The sequence below is a fragment of the Rhodanobacter aciditrophus genome, assembly GCF_042679525.1.
Classification (GTDB): domain Bacteria; phylum Pseudomonadota; class Gammaproteobacteria; order Pseudomonadales; family Marinomonadaceae; genus Marinomonas; species Marinomonas aciditrophus.
In genome coordinates, this window is sequence record NZ_JBHTMN010000007.1 from 264347 (window position 1) to 277143 (window position 12797).

9 protein-coding genes are annotated in these 12797 nt (G+C 48.9%); 6 read left to right on the top strand and 3 right to left on the bottom strand.

Annotation, left to right across the window (positions count from 1 at the left end; all coding sequences use genetic code 11):
- The first annotated feature begins 140 nt into the window (after positions 1-140).
- Complete coding sequence (locus ACFQ45_RS06585) at positions 141-1865, top strand: choice-of-anchor I family protein (RefSeq protein WP_377366201.1); 1725 nt, start codon at positions 141-143, stop codon at positions 1863-1865.
- Positions 1866-2364: 499 nt separating this feature from the next.
- Complete coding sequence (locus tag ACFQ45_RS06590) at positions 2365-2634, top strand: hypothetical protein (protein WP_377366202.1); 270 nt, start codon at positions 2365-2367, stop codon at positions 2632-2634.
- A 130-nt stretch (positions 2635-2764) separates the two neighbouring features.
- Here ACFQ45_RS06590 and ilvY read toward each other — a convergent pair whose 3' ends face one another.
- Positions 2765-3640 (bottom strand): HTH-type transcriptional activator IlvY, encoded by an 876-nt coding sequence (gene ilvY / locus ACFQ45_RS06595; RefSeq protein ID WP_377366203.1) that lies wholly within the window; start codon positions 3638-3640, stop codon positions 2765-2767.
- A 199-nt stretch (positions 3641-3839) separates the two neighbouring features.
- Here ilvY and ilvC point away from each other — a divergent pair, with 199 nt between their 5' ends.
- The 3 genes from ilvC to ACFQ45_RS06610 all read left to right on the top strand — a co-directional run bounded on the left by ilvC (position 3840) and on the right by ACFQ45_RS06610 (position 9060).
- Positions 3840-5312, top strand: coding sequence for a ketol-acid reductoisomerase (ilvC, locus tag ACFQ45_RS06600; protein ID WP_377366204.1), 1473 nt, complete (start codon positions 3840-3842; stop codon positions 5310-5312).
- A 222-nt stretch (positions 5313-5534) separates the two neighbouring features.
- The gene (gene modF, locus ACFQ45_RS06605; RefSeq protein ID WP_377366205.1) at positions 5535-6977 is read left to right on the top strand and encodes a molybdate ABC transporter ATP-binding protein ModF; all 1443 of its coding nucleotides are present in this window, start codon (positions 5535-5537) and stop codon (positions 6975-6977) included.
- A gap of 175 nt (positions 6978-7152) precedes the next feature.
- Positions 7153-9060, top strand: a complete 1908-nt coding sequence (locus ACFQ45_RS06610) for a methyl-accepting chemotaxis protein (protein ID WP_377366206.1) — start codon at positions 7153-7155, stop codon at positions 9058-9060.
- Between the two features lie 58 nt (positions 9061-9118).
- Here the strand turns inward: ACFQ45_RS06610 and ACFQ45_RS06615 are convergent, their stop codons facing one another.
- Positions 9119-9772 carry a TetR/AcrR family transcriptional regulator gene (locus ACFQ45_RS06615; protein ID WP_377366207.1) on the bottom strand — a complete coding sequence of 218 codons (654 nt, stop codon included), beginning with the start codon at positions 9770-9772 and terminating at the stop codon, positions 9119-9121.
- Positions 9773-9890: 118 nt separating this feature from the next.
- Positions 9891-11168, bottom strand: coding sequence for an NAD(P)/FAD-dependent oxidoreductase (locus ACFQ45_RS06620; protein WP_377366208.1), 1278 nt, complete (start codon positions 11166-11168; stop codon positions 9891-9893).
- A 242-nt stretch (positions 11169-11410) separates the two neighbouring features.
- On the opposite strand from ACFQ45_RS06620, the gene ACFQ45_RS06625 reads away from it, so the two are divergent.
- A complete protein-coding gene (locus ACFQ45_RS06625; RefSeq protein WP_377366209.1) occupies positions 11411-12754 on the top strand; it encodes a glutamine synthetase family protein in 1344 nt (447 codons plus the stop codon).
- Positions 12755-12797: the final 43 nt, after the last annotated feature.

Consider the following 12797-nt stretch of genomic DNA (forward strand, 5'->3'; position numbering starts at 1 on the left):
ATCCGCGGTGAGCCAGTCCAACGGGTGCCGCGGTGATCACAGAACTGTCACACGCCGGTCAAAAATTTGTTACAGGTTAGTCATATACGATCAGTAGTCTGCTCCGAACTTTTTTAATTAACTTAATGATCGGAGATGTCATGAATTCGCAGAAGATTGGTTGGGCGTTAAAACCCGTGGCGTTAGGGCTAGCAATGGCAGCACTGGTTGGCTGTGAATCGAATAGCTCTTCCTCTTCTTCTAGTACCGCTACACAGGTTGTGTCAGGCATTGAGCGTATCGGGCGCTCTGACAGTCGTGGTTTTGATGAAAGTGCGGCAGAGATCGTAGCGTTTGACAAATCTCGTCAGCGTATTTTCACCGTGAACGCGAACATCGGCCAAGTGGATGTGTTTGATGCATCGGATATGACGAACCTGCGATTGACTCAAACCCTAGACGTTCAATCCATGGTGGTGTCTGCGAAAGCTGCTATCCGCAGCACCTCGCAAGTAGGAGCGGCAAACAGCATCGCGGTACACGAAGACCTGGCTGCGGTTGCAGTGGAAGCGGGCACTAAAACGGATGCGGGTTGGGTCGTCTTCCTCGATCTTACGGATCTTTCTGTGGCCAGTGTGGTGGACTCTGGGTCTTTACCAGACATGGTGACCTTTACCCCAGATGGTCGCCACGCTGTAGTGGCGGTTGAAGGGGAGCCAACGGATTACCAAATGGACCCAGAAGGTCGTGTGGACATCATTGATACTACTGATTTCACCTTGTCCTCTGCGACCTTTGAAGAGTTTAATGTGGGCGGAACGCGTCACCATGAGCTACCAAAGGATGTGCGAGTGTTTGGCACCATTGTGGACGCTAATGGCAAAGCCGTTCGTCCAAGCACGGTTGCAGAAGACTTAGAGCCTGAATACGTTGCGGTGTCAGCAGACTCCAAAACCGCCTACGTGAGCATGCAAGAAGCGAACGCCGTAGCTGTGGTGGACATTGATACCGCGACCGTGTCTAAAATCTTCGCATTAGGTTTTAAAGATCACAATGTCTCCGGTAACGGCTTTGATGCCAGCGATAAGGACGACAAGGTAAACATTGCTAATTGGCCTGTCTATGGCATGTATCAGCCGGATTCCATTGCAACCTACACGATAGGCGGCAAGGATTATTTTGTGACGGCAAACGAAGGGGATTCCCGTGCGGATTGGGGCACAGAACAGACGGATGGTTCAGTCGATTTTGCAGGAGACCCTCTTAACCTAAACATGGAAGAATTCCGTGTGGAAGACCTTACCCTTGATGCGACCGCCTTCCCCAATGCTGCAACATTGCAAACAGACGATGCCATTGGTCGTTTGAAAGTGACTTCCAAGCTTGGTGACACAGACAATGATGGGGCGTTCGAAGCTCTGTATGTGTACGGTGCACGCTCTTTCTCAATCTGGGATGCGGAAGATGGCACCCTGGTATTTGATTCTGGGGATCAGTTTGAACAGATCACCGCCCAGCGTTACGGCATTAACTTCAATAATGACAATGGGGAACACGACCCAGACGGCCGCAGTGACGCCAAAGGCCCAGAGCCAGAAGCTATTACCGTGGGTGAAATCGATGGCAAGCATTACGCTTTCATCGGTTTAGAGCGTATGGGTGGCATCATGATGTATGACATCACCACTCCGAGTGCGCCGATCTTTGTGAATTATGTTAATGATCGTGACCTAACTCTGGACCCTGCAGAAGTGGGTGCCGCAGCAGGAGACCTTGGGCCTGAGGGCTTTAAGTTTGTCTCTGCCAGCGACAGCTCAAATGGCAAGCCTCTATTGATCGTGGGTAATGAAGTGAGCGGTACGACCTCTGTTTACGAGATTAAATAGCCCGATAAAACGCTGCTTGAGTACAAACAGCCTTTTAACATTAAGCCGCCCAACTGAGTTGGGCGGCTTTTTTAGTACCAAAATTGGCTAAGAAGCCGATTTAATCAACCTTTTCGATCAGTACTGATCGCATTTATCGATTTCAAATGTGAATGCGAAAAATTTAAAAAGCACGTTTTTGTCTGTGACTTGGCTGTTTTTCTAAACGATTATGTTAGAGAAATGGCTTTCAAACCTCTCTAATGCCCCTCGAAATCGTGTTGACTGAGTACAGTTTTGAGCAATTTTTGAAATAACGTCGAAATGCGTCAGCTTTTATTAAGTACATGCAACTTTCCTAGGGAATTGGCCAGTTAGTGTACATTTTTTGTGCTTGATGAAAGAACTTTGAAACGGACTTTTGAGCTCTTTTGTTATCTCAAAAAGCCTCTAATATTGAATCCATCGAAACGCGAAACACAACGCATTTAAAAATTTCAAAACCCTTAGGAGGTTTACCATGAAAAAGCTAACTTCAATTGCACTATCTACTCTAGCAATCGCTGGTCTATCAACTTCTGCTTTTGCTAATGACAATAATGCATCCGAAGATCTACGCGAAGCCAAAGCAGGTTACGAAGCACTGTCAACTCAGCTTGAAACAATGGGCTACCAAGCAGACGAGGTAACCTTTGACCACGCAATGACCTTCTCTCAAAAAGAAGCGGTATACAACGAGAAAACTAGCGAGCTACAAGACGAGTTCAACCGTCTAAACTCTGCTAACTAATCATTAGGTATTGAGGCTAGGGTTTAATCCCAGCTCATTCTGAAATGATTCCCCAGAAAGCCCTGGTCGAAAGACTGGGGCTTTCTGCGTTTGAAAAGGTAAAAGTATTGATGAGCATGGAAGAGAGCCATCAAACCAGCGCCCAAAACGCTTCCACAAGCGGGTTTTTCAAGCTCTTCTTCAGCGTAAACAAGCCAATGTCATAGGGCTCTAGCTCAGGTTGCACATCTAGGATCTGCACCCGATCCATCAGCGGGCTGTTGTCGAGTACGATTTTCGGCACCACACCAATCCCAAATCCCAAGCTCACCATACTCACGATGGCCTCGTTACCCGCCACTTGGGCGTAGATATTGGGGGTGATGTTCTTGTCGTTAAACCAGTCATCCACTCGAATCCGTGAAACCCCTCCTTCAGACAGAATCATGGGCACCCGCTCCCAGTCGCTAATAGAAGCTGGGGAGGTAGTGGGAACGTTGGGTTGTTGTTCCACAGGAGCAATAAAGACTAATGGGGATTTGGTGATCGGGGTGAAGGCCAATCCCTTGTGCATGGACACGGGGCGGGCGGCGATGGTGATTTCTTCGACTCCGTCTAGTATGCGCGTAATGGCTTTGTCTGGATCGCCGGTGTGGAGCTTGATCTCGATGTGGGGATGCACTTGGCGAAAGCGGTTGAGCAGTTCAAATAAGAAGCTGTAGCTGGCGGTCACTGAGCAGTAAATGCTGATCTCACCACTGAGCTGACCTGAGTTGTCGGTTAATTCGTGGCGAATCAAGTTCCACTGGCTGCTGGTTTCTCGAGCGTACTTTAAAAATCGCTGGCCTTCTTTGGTAAGGGCGACGGTACGATTGTCCCGATTAAATAGGGGCACACCCACTTCTTCCTCCAAATGGCGGATGTTGCGGGACAGGGCGGAGATGCTGATATTGCAGTCTTCACTGGCACGGCCAAAGTGCAAACTGTCCGCTAAGGCGAGGAAATGTTTTAGGGTTTTGATGTTCATTGTTCAAGCATAACCCTGTTTTGCAAAAAATGGGACGTTATATTGCAAATATATCAATTTACGAAAGATTCCTTGGGGTATACATTTACTCCCACTCGCAGGATACATCGTTTTAGATGTGTGGCTGTGTCACCCATTTTTAATATCGGCATGTTTTGATGTCGGTACTTTAATCATAAAAATTTAGGATGTGTTAACCATGGCTAACTACTTCAATACTTTGCCGCTACGTGAGCAACTAGCTCAACTAGCAAAATGTCGTTTTATGGATAGTTCAGAATTTGCTGATGGCGTAGAAGCGCTTAAAGGCAAAAAAATGGTAGTAGTAGGTTGTGGTGCACAAGGTCTTAACCAAGGTCTTAACCTACGTGACTCTGGTCTAGACGTGTCTTACGCGCTACGTCCTGAAGCAATCGAGCAGAAGCGTCAGTCTTGGAAAAACGCAACTGAAAACGGCTTCATTGTTGGTACTTACGAAGACCTAATCCCAACGGCTGACGTGGTTCTTAACCTGACTCCAGATAAGCAGCACACTTCTGTAGTGAAAGCGGTTATGCCTCTTATGAAAGAAGGCGCTTGCCTATCTTACTCTCACGGTTTCAACATCGTTGAAGAAGGCATGCAAATCCGTGACGACCTAACAGTAATCATGGTTGCTCCTAAGTGTCCTGGTTCTGAAGTACGTGCTGAATACGTTCGTGGCTTCGGTGTTCCAACACTTATCGCTGTTCACGAAGACAACGATCCTAAAGGCGAAGGTCTTGCACTAGCAAAAGCTTACGCAGTAGGTACTGGCGGCCACAAAGCAGGCGTTCTAATGTCTTCTTTCATCGCGGAAGTTAAGTCTGACTTGATGGGTGAGCAAACGATCCTTTGTGGTATGTTGCAAACAGGTTCTATCCTTTGCTTCGACAAAATGGTTGAAGAAGGCATCGACGCAGGTTACGCATCTAAGTTGATCCAGTACGGCTGGGAAACTATCACTGAAGCATTGAAATACGGCGGCGTGACAAACATGCTAGATCGTCTTTCTAACCCAGCTAAGATCAAAGCATTCGATCTTTCTGAAGAATTGAAAGTGATCATGCGCCCTCTATACAACAAGCACCAAGATGACATCATCGACGGTACTTTCTCTCGCGTGATGATGGAAGACTGGGCGAACGATGACAAAAACTTGCTTCAATGGCGTGCAGACACTGCTGAAACCAACTTCGAGAAAACACCTGCTGGTGACGTAGAAATCTCTGAGCAAGAGTTCTTCGACAACGGTATCTTGATGGTAGCAATGGTTAAAGCGGGCGTTGAGCTAGCATTCGAAACAATGACTGCTGCAGGCATCATCGCTGAATCTGCTTACTACGAGTCTCTACACGAAACTCCGCTAATCGCGAACACTATCGCTCGTAAGAAACTTTACGAAATGAACGCGACTATCTCTGATACAGCTGAGTACGGTTGTTACCTATACAACCACGCTTGTGTACCTTTACTAGCGGACTTCATGAAAGGCATCAAAACTGACGTGATCGGTAAAGGCCTATCTGTAGAAGACAACGGCGTAGACAACGCTCGTCTAATCGAAGTCAACGCAGCGCTACGTGCTCACCCAGTTGAGGCAGTAGGTTCCGTTCTTCGTGGTCATATGGCTGACATGAAGAAAATTGTTTAAGACGATTACTGCGCTCACTAGGGCGGTGTTAAAACTTGACTCGAAATCCTCATGTATTCTTATACACTGCGCTTCCTCGCCAAGTTTTGCCTAGCCCTAGTATCGCTCGAAACATCGTCTCTATATACAAGCCGAGTGACTCGAAAGAGTACTCGGCTTTTTAGCTTCTAAAGCTTTGGTTATCTATATCTATGTATGTTTGCTTGCACAAGGAATATCCCCATGGACACCGTGATTCAGCTTGAAAACCTATCTGTCGACTTCGATGAACGCTTCCGTTTAAACGATGTTACCTGGCAGATAGACGCCAATCAGCATTGGGTGATTACAGGTACAAATGGATCAGGTAAGTCAGCACTTGCTGCGGTGCTAGCAGGCGTAGGCTCTATCGAAGGGGGTAGCCTATCTGGCCTGCCTGAGCGTGTGGGCTTGGTATCATTTGAAGCGCAGGCGGAGCTCATCGCCAAAGAACTCAAGAAAGACGACGCGGACATCATGGATGTCATTGCCATCGGTACCCCGGTGCAAGAAATGATATTTGAACACTGTGCGGACCCCGAGCTGGCCGCAGAGTTAGTGGAAAAGTTTGGTTTAAGCCACTTGCTAGACCGAGCGTTTCGCAAGCTTTCCACGGGTGAAACGCGCAAAGTGATGCTGATTCGTGCTCTATCCAGCAAGCCAGATTTATTGATCCTCGATGAACCCTTTGATGGATTAGACGCGGACACCTTGGCAATGCTGCAAGAGCACCTAGCATCCATCGTTGAAACCACGCCTATGGTCATGGTGTTGAACCGATTTGATGAAATGCCAGAATTTATCACCCATGTGGCTTATCTTGAAAAAGACGGCCATGACGGGGGCAAGTTGTCCTTTAAAGTAGATCGAAAGGACGAATCCGCCTTTGCCGAGTTGTACCAACTACTGCATTTGAAAACCACTGACCTACAAGTTCCAGAGACCGACCCAGCGAGCAAACTGCCCGCCCTAGACCCACAGCAACCCTTGGTGAAGCTCACCGATGCAACGATCAAATACGGGGATACCGTGATCGTCGATAAGCTGAACTGGACCATCGAGGCAGGCAAACATTGGCAACTAAGTGGCCCCAATGGCAGTGGTAAAACGGGCGTCTTGTCCCTGATTACTGGTGACCATCCCCAGTGTTATGTGAACGATATTTTTGTCTTCGGTTTCCAGCGGGGCAACGGCGAAAGCATTTGGCAGATCAAACAGTTCATCGGTTATGTGTCCACCGCGTTGCAGTGGGAATACCGTGTCAGCGTAAGTTGTAAAAACGTGATCATTTCCGGCTTCTACGACAGCATCGGCATGTACACTAAATCCACCGACAACCAAAAGAAGATCGCCGATCAATGGTTAGCCTTATTGGGCATGACGGATCGTGGGGATCAACCGTTTAACAAGCTGTCCTACGGTGATCAGCGTCTGCTATTGATTGCCCGTGCCATGGTAAAACACCCACCTTTATTAATCCTAGACGAGCCGTGCTTGGGCTTAGATGAGATGAACCGCCAGCTGGTCTTGGCGCTCATTGAAAAGATCTGTGCTGGCCATGAAACCACAGTGCTGTACGTGAATCACCACGCAGAAGACCAAATCGCTGGCATTGAAAACTACCTCGCCTTGACCAAAAATCACTGACACGCCTCTTCTTCCATAAACCTCTTTTGCTAAATAAGGATGCTTAGCAAGAGAGGTTTTGTTACCTTTCGCGTGGCTTTGCCACAAACTTGTCATCACACTGTGTGATGCTTCCAACCTTCTACTATATTGATCGTTGATCCTAAAACTTCTAATAATCATCAAAGGATTGCCAATGAAGTTATCTCTACAAACCAAAATCGTTATGAAAGCCATGGCGGCGACCCTGATCGTCGCTTTATCCATTGGCTTGATTGCCTATTTCAAATTCAGTGAAAGTACCCAAGCCAACGTCAGGTCGGAAGCGTCATCCCAGGCATCCGCGATCAACGTATACCTAACAAATTGGTATGAAGACCGCGGTCAAACGATGAGTACGGTGCGTCAGCATTTGGAAAGAGTGCTTGAGCAACACGGGGAAGACGAAGCCAAAATCCTTTCGGTGTTACAACAAGCCCAATCCAGTCTAGGGTTCGGTATGACCTTCCTAGGGCTGGAAAATGGTCACATGTATCGCCATGATCCAAGCTTAAACAGCGCTGATTACGACCCACGTGTGCGTGCTTGGTACAAAGATGCCAAGGCGTCTAAAAAGACCTATGTCACTGCCCCTTATATCTCAGCGTCCACCCAAAAGCTTTCAATGACCTTTGTGGAGCCCATCATAGTCAAGGGTAAGTATTACGGTGCCATTGGTGGTTTGGTGTTTTTGGATGATTTGCTCGACCGCATTCTAGAGCTTGATGTGCTGGGGGATGGGGAGCTTCTGCTGACCGACTCTGCCGGCGTGTTATTGGCACATCAAGACAAAGCCTTGATCCAAAAAAGCATCGATGAAGTCGGTTATGGCCTGTCTTCTACCGACGTAAAAAATGCCACCGGCACACCGCAATACAAAGAGATTACGGTAGCAGGCAGCGAAAAGTTTGCTTATCTACAGCAGCTGGGTAAAACCGGCTGGGTCGTGGCCTTGGTGATGGATAAAAACGTACTGATGGCGCCGGTAGCAGCCTTTGCACAGACAGCACTTGTCTCGTTTGTGGTGTTGATGGTGTTGGCAGCACTGGTGATCTTTAAGGTGTCCCAATGGTTGCTAAAAGACCTCAGAACAGTCACCAAAAGCTTACAAGACATTGCCCATGGGGAAGGGGATCTCACGGTACGTTTAACCGTCAATAGCCGTGATGAAGTGGCTGATTTGGTGACCGCGTTTAATCAGTTCGTGGAGCGCCTACAAGGCACCATCAATAACGTCAAAGCCATTGGCGATCGTTTGGCGACTCAGGCTGGCTCAATCAATGGCACCTCCAGTCACAGTCTGACTCGTTTACAGGCCCAGCAAGAGAGCATTGCCATGGTGGCGACGGCCGTAAACGAAATGGTACAAGCTACCCAAGAGATCGCCGGTAGTGCTTTAGAAACCGCGCAAAATGCGGACTCAGCAGTCTCTGCTAGTGAATCTGGCCAAGCTCAGATCGACAAAAGCCAACAAAGTATCCATACCTTGGCGACAGAGGTCAGCTCAGTGTCTGGGGTGATCCAGCAAGTGAGTCAAGATGCCGAAAATATCAACTCTATCTTGAATACCATCTCTGATATTGCCGAACAAACGAACCTGCTGGCACTCAATGCAGCCATAGAAGCGGCACGGGCAGGGGAGCAAGGGCGTGGTTTTGCCGTGGTGGCTGACGAGGTACGTGTGTTAAGTCAGCGCACTTACAGTTCTATCGAAGAGATCCAGAAGATGATCGAGAATCTGCAATCCAGTAGTGGTCATGCGGTGAAACAAATTCAGCGCAGCCATGATCAAGTGGAAAGCAGTGTGAGCGATATTCAGGCGGTACGTGACAACTTTGATCAGATCAAACACCTGATCATTAGTATCAGTGATCGTGCAACCCAGATCGCCAGCGCCACGGAAGAGCAAACCAGTGTCACCCGTGACATCAGCCAAAACACCGAAGCCGTGGATGGTGGCGCCAAAGAGATGGTGGCCTTTGCCCACGAAAATGCGGAAACGGCGACCCAGCTGGAGCAGTTAACGAAAGACCTAAAAGACAACATGCATTACTTCAAAAGCTAACGCGTTGTCATAGGGTAAGAAGCCCCTGTAGGGATTACTACAGGGGCTTTTTTGTGGGTTATTCTGGGGTATTCAAATGGTGTTCAAGCAGACACCCTAGCATCAGCTTTAAGTCTGCTAAGGTGCGAGACGCACGGCGGTCGTTTTGGTTCACCACCACCAGATAACTACTGTGGGTCACTTCCAAGTAATGGCGGGCAATCCGTTCACGTTCACGGATGTGTTTGTTCAGACCAATGCGCTTAAACACCTTCGCCATTTGTGAAATCACCATGTCGTCATGGCGTTCGTCCAGCTCGCGCAGCTCAGGCACAGAGAACATGGCCTGTACCAAGCGCAGTACCGCACGCTGTTGGCGATAAGTCCGTAAGTTGGTGTCCACCACTTGATCGATGAAAACTGGCAAGCTCATGGCTTCCAGATCCCATTCTTGAATCTCTTTAAGAACTTCCTCAATGCTGTCCAGCCAAGTTTTACCCATGGCGTATAGGATCGCATGCTTGTTGGGAAAATAGTGGTACAAAGACCCCACTGAGATGCCCACTTCCTTAGCGATGATGGCCGTATTCAGGTCATTCAACCCCACGGTTTCCAGCAGCTCACTGGTCACTTCCAAAATCTGCTGAGTACGCTTAATGGAGCGGGTTTGCACTGGCTCGCTGCGAGGCGACACAGGTTGCATGGTTTTCGTCGTGCTAGAGGTTTTAGCCATAATTGGGATTGGCGTCCTTCAAATCAAATGAGACCGGCGCGCTTCGCGATCGACCGTACAAATTATACACACCTGTGTTTGCGCTGGATATTCCCGCGGTAATAGATTGGCTCCATTCTTAAGGTAAACGGTCGAGCATGGAGTAATACAACATGCCTGCTACCAGCCCCGGCCAGCGTAACAAAGTCCCCCCTGGGAAATCCCGCATAGGCAGCTTTTCAAAGGCATCCACTTCTTCTAACGAACCCTGAACCGCCTTGGCAAAAATCGCCCCCGCATAGGTAGCCATCGCCACCCCATGCCCCGAGTAGCCCTGTGCCACAAAGACGTTTTCCTGCTGCCTTGCGATGTGCGGCATGCGATTCAAAGTGATGGCAAGGGTGCCGCCCCACGCGAAGTCGATGGCATACGTATCAAGCTCAGGATAGGTTTCCACCATGTGTTTTTTGACAAAACTGGCGATGTCTTTGGGGAAGCGTGGGCTGTAGTTTTCACCACCCCCCCAGAGCATGCGTCGATCTTTGGATAAACGAAAATAGTTCACCACAAACTTGGAATCCGCCACCGCAATACGATCTGGATTAATGCGATCCGCCACCTCTTCAGGTAGAGGCTCCGTGGCAATAATGAAGTTATTGATCGGCATGATCTTACGTGCCGCAGGGCGGTTCAACTTGCCGAGGTAACCATTGCAGGCAAACAAAACATAGCGGCAGGTCACTTGGCCTTTTGCGGTGCGCACCACAGGCCGTTTGCCCTCACTGTAGTCAATGACAGGAGAGTCTTCATAGAGCTTGGCCCCATGATATTGAGCTGCTTTTGCCAGACCGAGGGCGAAGTTCAATGGGTGGATGTGGGCACCGTCTCGATACCACTCACCACCATGATAGCGATCAGTGCCAAGCTTTTGTGCCACGGTAGCGGCGTCTAAGTATTCCACGCCCTCGTAGCCCAGCACAGTGCGCTTATACTCCACCGCTTCTTGAATCTCTTCCACATGACTTTTCTTATAGGCCACGTGCAACACTCCGGGGGTGAGGTCACAGTCAATCTGGTAGCGCTCGGTGAGTTGCTTCACCATGTCTACCGAGTCCACAGAGGTCTGCCAGAGAATGTCTGCGGCCTCCTTGCCAACCTGTTTGACCATGTTTGCATGGCCCATATTATGGCCTTGGCAAATCTGGCCACCGTTTCGGCCTGAGGCCCCCCAGCCGATTTTATGTGCTTCAAGGAGTGTGACCTGATAGCCTGCTTCCGCTAAATGCAATGCTGCAGACGTGCCAGTAAAGCCGCCACCTATGATACAGATGTCAGTGGTGTGATCCCCCACTAGCTGTGGGTGATTCTTCTCCGCTTTGGTGGTCGCAGCGTAATAGGACATTTCGTGGGTGCGCAATGGAACACTCCTGTTACAACATGAAATCAATAATAACCGAACAATTGATCGGCTTATGGATGTTAAAAAATCAGCTTTGTGAAGCTATTTTTAACAAAGTGTTGATTTAATAAGCAAACTAAAATATGTTTTAAACCGAAGCATTATTCGGGTTAGCGCAAAGCATAACTCAATATGCAAAGATCGCAAAAAGAATTTTCCTGCCCGATGAGGTTCATTGGGCAGACAACGTAAGGTGGGTTATGACAGAGCTTGAAGCTTTTCTAAAAGAGCATGCAATAACGGAAGTCGAGTCGACATTGGCGGACATGACAGGTAACGCGCGAGGTAAATTTTACCCGACGTTCAAGTTCCTAGCTGAGAAGACTGGGCGCATTCCAGAGACAGTACTGGTGCAGAGTGTCACGGGGGATTGGGCAGACAATCACTACGACATTGTCGATGCCAGTGACCGTGACATGGTGCTCAAGCCTGACCCCAAAACCTTACGTATGGTGCCGTGGGCGGATGAACCCACTGCCCAAGTCATCAATGATTGCTACACCACAGATGGCGACCTTCATCCATTGGCCAGCCGTACCATCCTGCGTCATATTTTAAAATTATATGAAGCAGAAGGTCTGCGCCCAGTGATCGCACCGGAGGTAGAGTTTTACCTTATCCAGCCTAATACGGACCCAGATTATGAGCTAAAACCAGCCGCGGGTCGTTCTGGTAAGCGTGAAACCTCCCGTCGCTCCTACAGTATTGATGCGGTAAACGAGTTCAATACTATTATCGACACCCTATACAGCTACTGCGAAGCCCAAGGCTTAGACGTGGATACCTTGATCCATGAGTCTGGCGCGGCGCAAATGGAGATCAACTTCATTCACGGTGATCCATTGGATCTTGCGGATCAGGTGTTTGTATTCAAACGTACCCTGCGAGAAGCGGCACTGAAACATGGTGTGTACGCCACCTTCATGGCCAAGCCTATGAAGAACGAACCGGGCAGTGCCATGCACATCCACCAAAGCTTAGTGGACACAAAAACAGGCAAAAACGTGTTTGATGAAAACGGCAAACCGAGCGAGTTGTTCTACAACTACTTGGGCGGCCTGCAAAAGTACACGCCTAATGCCATCAGCTTCTTTGCGCCCAATGTGAACTCCTACCGTCGTTTCTCCCCAGAAATGGCCGCACCGATCAACATGAACTGGGGCTTTGATAACCGTACAGCCGGACTGCGTATCCCGTATTCTGTGCCAGAAGCCACCCGTATCGAAAACCGCTTCCCAGGAGCGGACTGTAACCCTTACCTTGCCATCGCAGCGACCCTCGCCTGTGGCTACTTGGGTATGAAGCAAAAACTTCGCCCAACGGAAGAAACCAAAAGCAACGAACCCCCATCCGATTACCCAGATGTGGAGATTGCTCGCACCTTGGAAGAGGGCCTTCGCCTTTTAGAAGAGTGTGAGCCATTGTGCGAAATCCTTGGGAAGGATTTTGTCGCCGCCTACATGGGTGTCAAACGCAGTGAATTCGAGACATTCAACCGCGTTATCAGCTCTTGGGAACGGGAGCACCTACTGCTAAACGTATAACGTTTAAACCACACCATGCATTGGGACTGGGATGGAAAAACAC